At 47.6% G+C, this 12,655-nt stretch carries 16 protein-coding genes; all 16 read right to left on the bottom strand.

Features of this window, described 5'->3' with window-relative positions; genetic code table 11:
* Position 1: 1 nt before the first annotated feature.
* The 16 genes from rplN to malQ all read right to left on the bottom strand — a co-directional run bounded on the left by rplN (position 2) and on the right by malQ (position 12,575).
* On the bottom strand, positions 2–370 hold the full coding sequence (rplN, locus tag ABVC65_RS03000) for a 50S ribosomal protein L14 (protein ID WP_004114366.1): 369 nt from the start codon (positions 368–370) through the stop codon (positions 2–4).
* 90 nt (positions 371–460) lie between these two features.
* Complete coding sequence (gene rpsQ, locus ABVC65_RS02995; RefSeq protein ID WP_004114365.1) at positions 461–727, bottom strand: 30S ribosomal protein S17; 267 nt, start codon at positions 725–727, stop codon at positions 461–463.
* A gap of 2 nt (positions 728–729) precedes the next feature.
* A complete protein-coding gene (rpmC, locus tag ABVC65_RS02990) occupies positions 730–981 on the bottom strand; it encodes a 50S ribosomal protein L29 (protein ID WP_004105502.1) in 252 nt (83 codons plus the stop codon).
* Positions 981–1,400, bottom strand: a complete 420-nt coding sequence (gene rplP, locus ABVC65_RS02985) for a 50S ribosomal protein L16 (RefSeq protein WP_004114362.1) — start codon at positions 1,398–1,400, stop codon at positions 981–983. The genes rpmC and rplP overlap by 1 nt, the downstream gene beginning before the upstream one ends.
* 4 nt (positions 1,401–1,404) lie before the next feature.
* Complete coding sequence (gene rpsC / locus ABVC65_RS02980) at positions 1,405–2,220, bottom strand: 30S ribosomal protein S3 (protein ID WP_004114360.1); 816 nt, start codon at positions 2,218–2,220, stop codon at positions 1,405–1,407.
* A 2-nt stretch (positions 2,221–2,222) separates the two neighbouring features.
* Positions 2,223–2,582, bottom strand: coding sequence for a 50S ribosomal protein L22 (gene rplV / locus ABVC65_RS02975; RefSeq protein WP_004114358.1), 360 nt, complete (start codon positions 2,580–2,582; stop codon positions 2,223–2,225).
* Positions 2,583–2,598: 16 nt separating this feature from the next.
* Positions 2,599–2,877 (bottom strand): 30S ribosomal protein S19, encoded by a 279-nt coding sequence (rpsS, locus tag ABVC65_RS02970; RefSeq protein ID WP_004114357.1) that lies wholly within the window; start codon positions 2,875–2,877, stop codon positions 2,599–2,601.
* Between the two features lie 15 nt (positions 2,878–2,892).
* Positions 2,893–3,723 (bottom strand): 50S ribosomal protein L2, encoded by an 831-nt coding sequence (gene rplB / locus ABVC65_RS02965; RefSeq protein WP_004114355.1) that lies wholly within the window; start codon positions 3,721–3,723, stop codon positions 2,893–2,895.
* A gap of 34 nt (positions 3,724–3,757) precedes the next feature.
* On the bottom strand, positions 3,758–4,054 hold the full coding sequence (gene rplW, locus ABVC65_RS02960) for a 50S ribosomal protein L23 (RefSeq protein WP_004114354.1): 297 nt from the start codon (positions 4,052–4,054) through the stop codon (positions 3,758–3,760).
* A 5-nt stretch (positions 4,055–4,059) separates the two neighbouring features.
* Positions 4,060–4,725: a 50S ribosomal protein L4 gene (gene rplD, locus ABVC65_RS02955; protein WP_004114353.1), complete on the bottom strand. Its 666-nt coding sequence runs from the start codon at positions 4,723–4,725 to the stop codon at positions 4,060–4,062.
* A gap of 5 nt (positions 4,726–4,730) precedes the next feature.
* Positions 4,731–5,381, bottom strand: coding sequence for a 50S ribosomal protein L3 (rplC, locus tag ABVC65_RS02950; protein ID WP_004116043.1), 651 nt, complete (start codon positions 5,379–5,381; stop codon positions 4,731–4,733).
* Between the two features lie 15 nt (positions 5,382–5,396).
* Positions 5,397–5,705: a 30S ribosomal protein S10 gene (gene rpsJ, locus ABVC65_RS02945; protein WP_003808013.1), complete on the bottom strand. Its 309-nt coding sequence runs from the start codon at positions 5,703–5,705 to the stop codon at positions 5,397–5,399.
* 399 nt (positions 5,706–6,104) lie between these two features.
* Positions 6,105–8,810 (bottom strand): bifunctional acetaldehyde-CoA/alcohol dehydrogenase, encoded by a 2,706-nt coding sequence (gene adhE, locus ABVC65_RS02940; RefSeq protein WP_353582567.1) that lies wholly within the window; start codon positions 8,808–8,810, stop codon positions 6,105–6,107.
* Positions 8,811–9,181: 371 nt separating this feature from the next.
* Positions 9,182–9,670 (bottom strand): 30S ribosomal protein S9, encoded by a 489-nt coding sequence (rpsI, locus tag ABVC65_RS02935; protein WP_004114350.1) that lies wholly within the window; start codon positions 9,668–9,670, stop codon positions 9,182–9,184.
* Between the two features lie 20 nt (positions 9,671–9,690).
* A complete protein-coding gene (rplM, locus tag ABVC65_RS02930) occupies positions 9,691–10,140 on the bottom strand; it encodes a 50S ribosomal protein L13 (protein ID WP_353582566.1) in 450 nt (149 codons plus the stop codon).
* A gap of 266 nt (positions 10,141–10,406) precedes the next feature.
* Positions 10,407–12,575, bottom strand: a complete 2,169-nt coding sequence (gene malQ / locus ABVC65_RS02925) for a 4-alpha-glucanotransferase (RefSeq protein WP_353582565.1) — start codon at positions 12,573–12,575, stop codon at positions 10,407–10,409.
* Positions 12,576–12,655: the final 80 nt, after the last annotated feature.

The following is a 12,655-nucleotide window of genomic DNA, read 5'->3' as shown; positions in this document are numbered from 1 at the left end:
CTCAGATCACCTCCGGGGCGAGGGACACAATCTTCATGAAGCGCTTATCACGCAATTCACGACCGACTGGTCCAAAGATACGAGTGCCCTTTGGTTCACGGCCAGAGCCGAGAATAACAGCGGCGTTCTCGTCGAACTTAATATAGGAACCATCAACACGACGATGTTCCTTGACAGTACGGACGACGACAGCCTTAACTACGTCGCCTTTCTTGACCGACCCGCCAGGGATAGCGTCCTTGACGGAGGCGACGATGATGTCGCCGATGCCGGCATAGCGTCGCTTCGATCCACCGAGCACGCGGATGGCAAGTAATTCCTTAGCACCCGTGTTGTCGGCGACATGAAGCCGCGTTTCCTGCTGAATCATTGATTCTCCTTAGTCGAGCTGGTTCTCCCCGCTCACCCGTACCTACTAAACAACAGGCACAGGTGAAGCGCGGAGCCTTGCTGAACTTGTTTACTTGGCGCGCTCGATAATCGAGTCGAGACGCCAACGCTTGGTCTTGCTCAAAGGCCGAGTTTCCATGATACTCACGAGATCGCCAATATGCGCCTCATTGTGCTCATCATGTGCCTTGACCTTGCGTGTGGAGCGGACGACTTTACCGTAAAGTGGGTGTGTCGAACGCTGCTCCAGCTCCACGGCAATTGTCTTGTCCATGGCCTCGGACACGACGTAGCCGCGACGAACCTTGCGGAAGTTGCGCTCTTGGTTCTCAGCCATGCTTACTTCTCCTTGACCTCAGTGGCGCCAGGCTCTTGGCTGATGCCGAGTTCACGCTCACGCAGGATAGTATACATCCTGGCTATGTCGTGCTTGACCGCCTTGAGGCGAGCGCTGTTTTCGAGTTGACCAGTTGCTGCCTGGAAGCGCAAGTTAAAAAGCTCTTCCTTAGACTTCTTTAAGAAGCCTTCGATTTCAGCATTAGTCTTCTCGTTTAAATTCTTGATGGTGTAGTCTGCAGTTCCGACTGGCATCAGATGTCACCGCCTTCACGCGCAATAACACGGCATTTCATTGGGAGCTTGTCGATAGCGCGGCGCAAAGCCTCGCGAGCGACGTCCTCAGAAACACCACCGATCTCGAACATTACACGACCTGGATGGATGTTAGCAATCCAGAATTCTGGAGCGCCTTTACCGGAACCCATTCGTGCACCAAGCGGGTGCTTGGTTAATGGACGATCAGGGAAAACCGTAATCCACACGCGACCACCACGCTTAATATAGCGGGTCATTGCGATACGGGCTGCCTCGATCTGACGGTTAGTGATGTACGCCGGAGCCAGCGCCTGAATACCGAAATCGCCGAAAGCGATAGCGGTTCCACCCTTAGACATGCCGCTACGGGTAGGACGGTGCTGCTTGCGATATTTAGTCCTTTTTGGGATAAGCATCTGCTCACTCCTTCGTTTCCGTTGCGGCAGGAGCTTCAGCAGCTGCAGCTTCAGCTGGCTTTTCAGCCTGTGCTTCGGCAGCCTTCTGCTGGTTAGCAGAGCGTGCGCCACGACGTGGACGACGATCGCCACGACGACCCTCACGCTTACCCTGCTGGGCCTGCTGCTCTTCGAACTCACGCTCGGTCATATCACCCTTGTAAATCCATACCTTTACACCGATACGGCCGTAGGTAGTCTTAGCTTCAAAGAAGCCGTAATCAATAAGGGCACGCAGGGTCTGCAGTGGAACGCGACCCTCACGATAGAACTCAGAACGGCTCATTTCGGCGCCACCAAGGCGACCGGAGAGCTTAATACGGATACCCTTTGCACCTGCGCGCATTGCATCCTGCTGTGCCTTACGCATAGCGCGACGGAATGTAACGCGGTTGGTTAACTGTTCCGCAATTCCCTGAGCAACCAATTGAGCGTCAAGTGCAGCGTTCTTCACTTCGAAAATGTTGAGCTGTACTTGCTTACCAGTGAGCTTCTCAAGCTTTGCACGAACACGCTCGGCTTCTGCGCCACGACGACCGATAATAATACCTGGACGAGCGGTGTGAATATCAACACGAACGCGGTCACGAGTACGCTCGATAACGATGCGGGACACGCCTGCACGTTCGAGGTCATGGCTCATTTCCTTGCGAATCTTGTCATCCTCAAGGACGAAGTCACGGTAACGCTCGCCGGCTTTAGTAGAATCAGAGAACCACCTAGAGCGATGATTCTCGGTAATGCCCAGGCGATAGCCGAAAGGATTGATCTTCTGACCCATCTTTAGCGATCCCCTTCCTTAAGCGAGACGATAACAGTGATATGGCTTGTGCGCTTGTTAATGCGCGCAGCGCGACCCTGTGCACGAGCGCGGAAACGCTTAAGCGTTACACCCTCATCCACATAGGTTTCCTTGATGACCAAGTCTTGCTCACGGAATGGTTCTCCAGCCTTTTCAGCCTTAACGCGAGCGTTAGCGATCGCGCTTTCAAGAACCTTACGCACTGGTAAAGATGCGTCCTGAGGAGCAAACTTCAAAATGGTAATAGCTTCGCTTGCACGCTTGCCTCGGATGAGGTCGACCATGCGGCGAGCCTTGCGCGGCGTCACACGTACGTGACGAGCGATTGCTTTAGCTTCCATGTGTCCTAACTCTCCTTTAGCGGCGTGCTTTCTTGTCGTCCTTCACATGACCCTTGAAGGTCTTGGTTGGGGCGAATTCACCGAGCTTATGACCAACCATTGCTTCGGTAACGAATACCGGCACATGCTTGCGGCCATCGTGTACGGCAAAGGTGTGTCCAATGAAATCAGGAGTGATCATCGAACGACGCGACCACGTCTTGATGACGTTATGCGTGCCCTTGTCGTTTTGTTCGTCGACTTTCTTCTGTAAGTGGGCGTCGACGAAAGGGCCCTTCTTGATGCTACGAGTCATCTGTTCGACACTCCCTTACTTGCGGTTCTTACCATTCGGACGACGACGAACAATCATCTTGTTCGAAGCCTTCTTCGGACGGCGGGTACGAACCTCGCCCTTGCCCCATGGAGAAACAGGTGGTTTACCACCACGGGTACGACCACCATGAGGGTGATCAACAGGGTTCATAGATTCGCCTCGGGTGATTGGCCTGCGACCAAGCCAACGAGCACGACCTGCCTTACCAAGCTCGATGTTAGCGTGGTCGGAGTTACCAACCTCGCCGATTGTAGCGCGGCAACGAGCGTCCACGTTACGAATTTCGCCAGATGGCATACGCAACTGAGCGTAAGCGCCATCCTTAGCTACGAGCTGAACGGCAGCACCTGCGGAGCGTGCAATCTTTGCGCCACCAAGTGGACGAAGCTCGATTGCGTGCACCACGGTACCAGTTGGGATGTTCTTAAGAGGCAAGTTGTTGCCTGGCTTAATATCAGCCTGGGCGCCAGTCTCAATAACATCTCCCTGGGAAATGCCTTCAGGAGCGATAATGTAGCGCTTCTCACCATCTGCATAATGCAACAATGCGATGCGAGCGGAACGATTAGGGTCATACTCAATATGAGCAACCTTTGCTGGCACGCCATCCTTGTCCCAACGCTTAAAATCGATGAGACGATACTGACGCTTGTGTCCGCCGCCGCGATGGCGGGAAGTCATGCGACCGTAAGAGTTACGACCGCCAGTTTTGCTGAGTTTGCGTACCAACGACTTTTCAGGAGTGGAACGCGTAATCTCGGAGAAGTCCGAAACGGATGCGTTACGACGTCCTGCAGTCGTAGGCTTATAAACGCGGATAGCCATAATGTAGTATTCCTTTACTTTTCTCGGCTAGCCTTCAGTTACCAAAGATATCGATTGTCTGACCTTGTGCCACGGTGACAATAGCACGCTTCTGATTCACACGACGACCGAAGCCGGTGCGAGAGCGCTTAAGCTTGCCAGCGCGATTCAAGGTGTTAACATTCGTTACCTTGACTTTGAAGATTTCTTCGATAGCCTGCTTGATCTGAACCTTGTTAGCATTTGGAGCTACAACGAAGGTGTACTGACCACGATCGGAAGCTGCATAGCTTTTTTCAGAAACAACTGGCTTTAAAATGATGTCATGTGCTGGGTTATGGACTGCGACCATTTAAATCAGGCCTCCTTAACTTCAGGCTCGGTCTTAGCTGCAACGAAGGCTTCGAAACCTTCCTTGGAGAAGACTACGTACTGAGCGGTGATGACATCGTAGGTGTTGAGCTGATCAGCGAAGATCACATGCACCGTTGGAATGTTACGAACAGACATCCACTCATTGATGTTTTCACGAGAGAGAACAACAGTGGTGAACTGATCCTTAGTTACTGGTGTAAGTGCTGCAACTGCTGCTTTGGTGGATGGAACATCCTTAATACCAAAGTCCACAACTGCAATGCGACCAGCATTTGCACGATCCGAAAGAGCATAACGAAGAGCAGCTGCCTTCATCTTCTTTGGAGTACGCTGATCGTACTTGCGAGGAACTGGACCATGTACAACGCCACCATGTACCCACTGTGGAGCACGAATGGAGCCTTGACGAGCACGACCAGTGCCCTTCTGCTTCCATGGCTTCTTACCGCCGCCAGATACATTAGCGCGATTCTTAACCGCGTGAGTACCCTGTCGAGCAGCAGCAAGCTGAGCAATAACGACCTGATGAACCAATGGACCGTGAGCCAAAACGTCTTCGTTGGAGATGCCGAAAATCTCAGCAGGAGCTTCAACAGTTCCGTTTGCATTGCCCTTGGTGTCAGTTACGTTCAGAGTTACGTTTGCCATTTAAATCAGGCTCCCTTCACTGCCGAACGGACGAGAACGATAGCACCCTTAGGTCCTGGAATAGCACCCTTAATAGCTAAAATACCGTTCTCAACATCCGAAGAAACGATTGTGAGGTTGAGCGCAGTAGAAGTCACATGACCCATGCGACCAGCCATACGCTTGCCCTTCAAAATGCGGCTTGGAGTTGCACATGCGCCCACAGAACCTGGACGACGTTCATTCTTGTGCGAGCCGTGAGTACGACGGTAAGACTTGAAGCCCCAACGCTTGATTGTGCCAGCAAAGCCTTTACCCTTTGTAGTACCCGTTACGTCGACTTCGGCACCTTCAGCAAATACTTCAGCGGTCAATTCCTGACCTGGCTTGTAATCTGCTGCATTTTCAGTGCGCACCTCAGCGAGGTGACGACGAGGAGTCACGCCAGCCTTTGCAAAGTGACCAGCCAATGGCTTGGTAACCTTGGTAGGATCAATCTGGCCATAACCGAGCTGTACGGCGCAATAACCGTCAGTTTCTTCGGTCTTAACAGCGGTAACTACGTTAGTAGCAACCTCAACCAGAGTTACGGGGACAAAAAGGCCGTTCTCATCCCAAACCTGGCTCATGCCCAGCTTACGGCCGAGCAAAGCAGTGCGATTCTTATTTTGCGACATTATTTACCCCCCTTCCTACAGCTTAATCTCGATATTTACATCCGCAGGCAGGTCAATGTGCATCAAAGAATCCACAGCCTTTGGCGTTGGATCAACGATGTCAATGAGGCGCTTATGAGTGCGCATCTCGAAATGCTCGCGAGAATCCTTATATTTGTGAGGAGAACGGATAACAACAAACACGTTCTTCTCGGTCGGCAGAGGAACCGGACCCACTACTGTGGCGCCCGCGTTCGTCACCGTCTCGACGATTTTCTTCGCCGATTGGTCGATGACCTCATGGTCATAGGACTTAAGCCTGATGCGGATTTTCTGTCCCGCCATTGCCGTCCGCCCTTTCTAGCGATTCGTTTACTGTTTACCAACCTGTATCAAAGGGCACCGGGAGAATAGACACTAAAGGTCATTCCACATCAGTGCGCAGCCTACAAAAATCAACAAAAATTGCGATTTCTGTTTCTGCGCTCGCTTTTTTGAATTACAATATGCGAGCCTTAAAAACAGGCAACTAAGTAATTAAACCATCAACCTTGGATTAACAAAAATCGGGCGTGTCGGCTATTTTCCAACGAAAAATGGCAGAAACTACAGCTAGTGCAGCCTCTGCCATTTGCAACTAAATATACAATAAATCACTCAATAATCATCTAAATAATCATTCGAGAATCACTTAGATAATCATTCAATAATTACTTATATTCGTGATCTAAAATTACTTAGATTCTACTTAGATTCGCGCTCTAAACGCATACGATGTCCTTCTTCTTGGGAAACACCATAATACGCTGCAATCGCAATATCCTTCATATCTTCGATTTGAGGAATACGCGGATTTGCAGGAGCGCACTGATCTTCGTAAGCACGCATACCAATCTGATCCAACAAAGACCAATAGTATTCTTCATCCACGCCGCACGCCTTAAACGAAGCATCCATACTAAGAAGATTATCTCGATAATTTTCAACAGCACGCGCCAAATTCTCAACGCCCTCTTGAGGAGTTTTACCAGGATCTACGCCAAGATTCTTTGCAATCTGCTGGTAGCGCTCTGGAGCGATGTAGCGATTGTACTTTGGCCAGCTTGTAGGCTCTTGTGGAATTTGACCATTGTAGCGAATCACGTATGGAAGCAAAATTGCATTTGTGTGGCCGTGTGCAACATGGCACAAAGCGCCGATTGTATGCGCCATTGCGTGGCACATTCCAAGGAACGCCGAACCAAACGCCATTCCAGCCATAGTAGCAGCGTTATGCATCTTTTCTTGGGCTTGAATCTTGCGCTCGGAATCATTGGAATTCACAGAATCGTTAAGATTATCCCAAATCAACTTTGCTGCATGCAATGCCATTGCGTCCGTAAAGTCGTTAGCATAAACAGAAGCAAAAGCTTCCATAGAGTGCGTCAAAGCGTCAAAACCAGAATCGCAAGCCAAACGACGAGGCTGTGTGCGCGCCAAAACTGGATCCACGATTGCAACCGAAGGCGTAATCGCATAGTCCGTAATCGGGTACTTGTAGCCAGTCTTATGGTCTGTAATAACTGCAAACGGAGTAACTTCCGATCCAGTTCCAGAAGACGTTGGCACACAAATCAAGCAAGCCTTTTCACCAAGAGGCGGAATCTTAAACGCGCGCTTACGAATATCGAAGAACTTTTCTCGCAAATCTGCGAAGGAAATTTCTGGATGCTCGTAAAGGAGCCACATAATCTTTGCAGCATCCATAGGAGATCCACCGCCAACAGCAATAATCGTGTCTGGCTGGAACTCTTCGCGCATCATTTCCGCGCCGCGCTCAACAGTCTCAACGCTTGGCTCTGGCTCAACGTAGTCAATAATCCTAAACGTTACGCGGTTATCTCTAGCGCGAAGCTGATCAATCACCTTGTCTATAATTCCAAGCTGTTCCATCACTTTATCGCACACAATAACTGCGCGCTCAATGCCATACATATCTCGCAAATAGCGAACAGCATTCGGCTCAAAATACGTTTTGGCCGGAATCTTGAACCATTGCATATTGTTATTCCTTCGCGCTATGCGCTTTATATTAATAAGATTTACTGCTTGAACGTTTCCAGAAACAGAGTTTCCACCATAAGAACCACAGCCCAAAGTGAGAGAAGGCGCGATTGCATTGTAGATATCGCCAACACCACCCAAGGATCCTGGAGAGTTCCAAATGATTCGGCAAGCATGCATGCGGCTACCATATTCGCGAGCAAGCTGCTGATTGTTGGTATGAATCACAGCAGTGTGACCAGCTCCGTGCACAAGCATTTTCTCGCACATCTCAAAGCCTTGTTCCTTATTTTCCGCGCGAAGCAAAGCGTGAACAGGAGCCAACTTCTCCATTGTTAGAGGCTCCATTTCGCCAACTTCCTTGCACTCTGCAATCAAAATCACAGCATCCTCAGGAACCTCAAACCCAGCTTCATGAGCAATATATTGAGGAGATTTTCCTGGAACAACTGAATTAAGCTTAGGAGTTTGACCTGAATACGAAGTGCAACCAAACATATACTGTTCGAGTTTCGCTTTTTCATCAGCATTAACGAAATATGCTTTTCTGCGCTTCAATTCCTTTAACAATGGCTCATACACGTCTTTATGCGCAATAATCGCCTGCTCGGTTGCGCAAATCATACCGTAATCGAAATGCTTTGAAAGCACTAAATCGTTTGCAGCTCGCACAACATCTACATCCGCATCAACATATGCTGGAGCGTTTCCTGCACCCACACCTAATGCTGGCTTTCCCGAAGAATAAGCAGCCTTAACCATTCCAGGACCGCCTGTTGCAAGAATTGTTGCAACATCTGTATGCTTCATTAAAGCTCCAGTTGCTTCGATTGATGGATGTTCAATCCACTGAATGCAATTTTCTGGCGCTCCTGCTTCTATCGCTGCATCGCGCACAATTCTTGCAGCTTCTGCGGAGCATTTTTGAGCGAATGGATGGAAGCCAAAAATAATTGGGCAACGAGTTTTAAGAGCTATAAGAGACTTAAAAATGGCTGTAGATGTTGGGTTTGTAACTGGAGTCACGCCTGCTACTATGCCTACTGGCTCAGCGATTTCATCGATTCCAAGAACGTCATCTTCTCGAATAATTCCTACTGTGCGCTGACCTGCAAGATAATGAGTAATATGTTCGCATGCAAAAATGTTTTTTGTGGCTTTATCTTCAACTAATCCACGACCTGTTTCTTCAACAGCCATTTTTGCTAAGACTAAATGCTTGTTTAACGCTGCAATAGACGCTTTTGCTACGATTCTGTCTACTTGCTCCTGATTTAATTTTTCAAACTCTTCTAAAGCAACCTTTGCTTTTTTAGCTAATTCATCTACTTCTCGTTTGGCTGCTAATGCTGCTTGCTCTTTTTCATCAAGCACTGTTTCTTGCGCCTTTTCTTGCGCCTGCGCCATTTGGTCCTCCTCGATCATTCATATATTTTATATTTACATTTCATATGCAGACATTTACATGAAGAATCTTCTTTATAAACACATCTTAAATGTCTAACAATGTGATACAGTTCACAATCTACTTGATTTACTGTACTATTTTGGATTTGCAGCGAGTTGCGCTATTTATGAGCGAGGTTTATCCTCTAATGTTCGTTATTTGTTATTATTTGTGACTATTTATGTGCGATTATCCTCTAAATTTTCTAGAATGTTAGATTTAATGATTACTTATAAACGATTAATAACATTTAGAACATTCAAGCGCATTAGATACAAAAATGGCTTCCAGCAAAAGCCAGAAGCCATTGAAAATATAAATTCTTCGCAGCTTAACGCTTTGAGAACTGAGGTGCACGACGTGCCTTGTGCAAACCAGCCTTCTTGCGCTCCACAACGCGAGCGTCGCGAGTCAAGAAGCCAGCCTTCTTCAAGGAAGCACGGTTTGCATCACGGTCAATAGCATTCAAAGCACGAGCAACACCCAAACGGATTGCACCTGCCTGACCAGTGGTGCCGCCACCGTCTACCAAGACGACAACGTCGAACTTACCTTCAAGCTTCAAAAGCACAAATGGGGAATTAACTTCACGCTGCAATAAGCGAGATGGGAAGTATTCCTCAAGAGCGCGACCATTAATAGTCCACTTGCCAGTACCTGGAATCAAACGAACGCGAGCAACGGCTTCCTTACGACGACCAGTGCCATAGCCTGGAGCAACGGCAGAAGTACCAGTGCCTGCGCCAGCGTTTGTCTCAGTTGTATAGCTAGTCAGTTCTTCTTCATTCTCAAGAACCGCGGAGTTGTTGTTATCTACCATAATCATATTCTCCTTACGATTCACTTAGCTTGCTGAGAGACCTGAGAGATCTCGAAGACCTGTGGTTTTTGCGAAATATGAGGATGCTCAGCACCAGTGAACACACGAAGGCGATCAAGCTGAACCTTAGCAAGACGATTCTTTGGAAGCATTCCCCTCACAGCGGAAACGATGATGCGCTTTGGATTCTTCTCCAAAAGCTCAGCATAGCTGTCGCGACGAAGTCCACCTGGACGACCAGAGTGAGAATACAATTCCTTGCTCAACTTATTGCCAGTTAAAGCAATCTTATCTGCGTTAATGATAATGACGTGATTGCCAGAATCAGCATGAGGAGCAAATATTGGCTTATTCTTACCACGCAGCAAAATGGCTACCTGGGAAGCCAAACGACCAAGCACCACATCAGTGGCGTCGATAATATACCAGTCATGAGTTAAATCTGCTGGTTTCGGTGTGAAAGTCTTCACAATCGTACCTTTTCTCTATTGTGTTTCGAGCTTTATATCTTCTTGGTTTATAGGAGATATGCTGCTCATAATCCGTGGGCTCCCTGAAAGTCCTCGATGGCGAGTGGGAAAAGCGCTTTGAAGGACCCCTTAGGGAAACACAACAATCTGCAAGTATATCGCTATATGACGACTATTTGCAAGTTTCTATTTTACATACAATGCGGACTGCAACGCTCGCGAATATCGGCAAACGCTGCAGCCCGCAATTAATCACACATCTAGAACTACTTATTCATGATTTGCACTAAAGACTTAACTCTAGGCAAGTCAAATAAGTTGTCTAAAAGAACAGGATTACAATTAGCATCAGCCAAAGGAATACGCCAATTTGGATATTCATCATTGGTGCCAGGCTGATTCTGAGCACGATGTTCACCCGTTGCATCAACAATGGATGCAGCAAGCAGCTTGGAAGGAGCAGCTTTAAGCGCTCGATATAACGCTTCCACAATCTCTTGCTCATGCTCAGATTCATTTTCTAGAGCCTTCTTGTCTAAGAAACCTCCAGAAACAAGCATTTTCAACATTGCATTATGCTCTTTAACAGCCCCAGCGCGGAATTCTTCTACGGATCCCGAAAGAAGATTCAAACGCTCACGAATATTAACGTGCTCGTAGTTTAAGTAGCCTGCAGCAGGTGGCAAATCGTGAGTGTTTACAGAAGCAAGTGTCATTTCACGCCACTTCTTAGGCTCGCGGAATTCGCCGTCCCTTTGTTCAAACCACTCAACTGTGCATCCAAGAACCTTATTCTTAGCCAAAACTTCCAAAGTTTCAGCTGGCACAACACCAAGGTCTTCTCCAACTACAACACCATTTGCGCGCGTGGCTTCAATCGCAAGAATGCCAAGCATAACATCTGCATCGTAGTAAACGTAAGCTCCGTCACCTGGAGTAGATCCTTCTGGAATCCACCACAAGCGGAAAAGCCCAAGAATATGGTCAATTCGCACAGCACCAGCAGACGCAAACATTCCGTGAACCATATCTTTGTACACTTTAAATCCAGTGCGCTCAAGCTCGAATGGATTAAGAGGAGGCTGAGACCAGTTTTGACCCTGCTGATTGAAGTAATCAGGAGGCGCACCTACGCAAGCACCATTGGCAAATCGCTCTGGATTCCACCAAACCTCGGAGCCTGCAGGATGCACACCAACAGCCATATCAGACATAATGCCGATGCGCATACCCGCATTTTTAGCTGCAACTTGAGCATCATGCAATTGCGTAAACGCAATCCACTCAAGCCAACGATAAAACTCTAGAGTATCTGGGAATTGTTTACATAAAGCGCTAATTTCATCGGAATCTTTAGTAAGATGCTTCTCCCAGCAGTCTTCTCCCTTAGGAGCACCCCACTTATCGTAGCAAAGGCACCAGGTTGCATAAGATTCAAGACGCTCACCCATGTCCTGCTTAAATGCTTCAAATTCTTCGGAGCGTTCAGCAGAAAGCCCAGATTTAAAAATAATCCACAAAGCATGCATTTTTACTCGCCACATGGAGTCACGATCAACAATTTGAGCATCATTATTAAGAGGCTCTACTTCGTTATGAAGATCGTCAACAGTCTTACGATCCTTATCATTAAGCGAATCGTATTCTGGAATGATTTCTGGGCGAATATAGGTTACATTAACCATTCCTCTTGCAACTGGCAAATAAGGAGATGGTGTTAATGGCGCAACTGGTTCACCTGCATGCAATGGGTTTACAAGCACAAAATCTGCGCCTGTTTTTTTCTTTGATTGCACAAGAAGATCAGCCAAATCTGCGTAATCGCCAACACCCCAAGACTTAGAAGAACGAATGGAATAAAGCTGAGCCATCCATCCCCAGATCTGCTTTCCATCTTTTTCAAGTTTTTCTAGAGTATCGATGCTTTCTGGAGCACTAATAAGTGACGCCTCTTCTACTCGATCCGCGACGCTTATTCGTAAAGTGTGATACCCCATAGGCACGTCTGCTGGAATTGTCAACAAAGAGCTTGCCACAAAAGTACCATTAACAGGGAACGCAACATCATCTTTGCATGGAGAAATCTGCAAGTCACCTTTGTACTGTTCTCCATCTTCCAATATCAAAGTCGCTGTAGGATACTCCAAAATACCCGTGTTGATTATAACAGTGTCTTCTTTACCAACCGTATGCAACACCGTTGGAGCAACTAAACGTGTATGACGTTCCAAAAGAATCTTCTGCATTGATTCTTCAATCGCTTTATCGGTGCTTGCATCTACGCACAGCGAGCGCAATACTTTTACAAGCACGTCATCAGCAATCTGATGTTCCACTCCATCCGATCCAACGAATTTGGAGCGTACTCCCATTAACTCAGCCAAACGCCTTAATGGGCTTGTCTGCTGAGTACTTTCTTCATTTTTATTGTTCATAGTTTCCATCGTAGTATATATGTGAGTTTTTTATGCAAACGTATGCAATTATTGTTTAATTTAATTTTACACTCAAGACT

Origin of the sequence: Gardnerella vaginalis (assembly GCF_040427915.1) — a bacterium.
Taxonomy (GTDB): Bacteria; Actinomycetota; Actinomycetes; order Actinomycetales; family Bifidobacteriaceae; genus Bifidobacterium; species Bifidobacterium vaginale_C.
Note: the sequence above shows the minus strand (reverse complement) of the source record. Positions and strands in the feature narration are given on the sequence as shown.

Bases quoted from the DNA above. Each gene is read 5' to 3' on its own strand.
- rpsJ (WP_003808013.1), bottom strand. From the start codon at position 5,705: ATGGCGGGACAGAAAATCCGCATCAGGCTTAAGTCCTATGACCATGAG.
- rpsI (WP_004114350.1), bottom strand. From the start codon at position 9,670: ATGGTAGATAACAACAACTCCGCGGTTCTTGAGAATGAAGAAGAACTG.
- rpmC (WP_004105502.1), bottom strand. From the start codon at position 981: ATGCCAGTCGGAACTGCAGACTACACCATCAAGAATTTAAACGAGAAG.
- rplP (WP_004114362.1), bottom strand. From the start codon at position 1,400: ATGCTTATCCCAAAAAGGACTAAATATCGCAAGCAGCACCGTCCTACC.
- malQ (WP_353582565.1), bottom strand. From the start codon at position 12,575: ATGAACAATAAAAATGAAGAAAGTACTCAGCAGACAAGCCCATTAAGG.
- rpsQ (WP_004114365.1), bottom strand. From the start codon at position 727: ATGGCTGAGAACCAAGAGCGCAACTTCCGCAAGGTTCGTCGCGGCTAC.
- adhE (WP_353582567.1), bottom strand. From the start codon at position 8,810: ATGGCGCAGGCGCAAGAAAAGGCGCAAGAAACAGTGCTTGATGAAAAA.
- rplN (WP_004114366.1), bottom strand. From the start codon at position 370: ATGATTCAGCAGGAAACGCGGCTTCATGTCGCCGACAACACGGGTGCT.
- rplV (WP_004114358.1), bottom strand. From the start codon at position 2,582: ATGGAAGCTAAAGCAATCGCTCGTCACGTACGTGTGACGCCGCGCAAG.
- rpsS (WP_004114357.1), bottom strand. From the start codon at position 2,877: ATGACTCGTAGCATCAAGAAGGGCCCTTTCGTCGACGCCCACTTACAG.
- rplW (WP_004114354.1), bottom strand. From the start codon at position 4,054: ATGGTCGCAGTCCATAACCCAGCACATGACATCATTTTAAAGCCAGTT.
- rpsC (WP_004114360.1), bottom strand. From the start codon at position 2,220: ATGGGTCAGAAGATCAATCCTTTCGGCTATCGCCTGGGCATTACCGAG.
- rplC (WP_004116043.1), bottom strand. From the start codon at position 5,381: ATGTCGCAAAATAAGAATCGCACTGCTTTGCTCGGCCGTAAGCTGGGC.
- rplB (WP_004114355.1), bottom strand. From the start codon at position 3,723: ATGGCTATCCGCGTTTATAAGCCTACGACTGCAGGACGTCGTAACGCA.
- rplD (WP_004114353.1), bottom strand. From the start codon at position 4,725: ATGGCAAACGTAACTCTGAACGTAACTGACACCAAGGGCAATGCAAAC.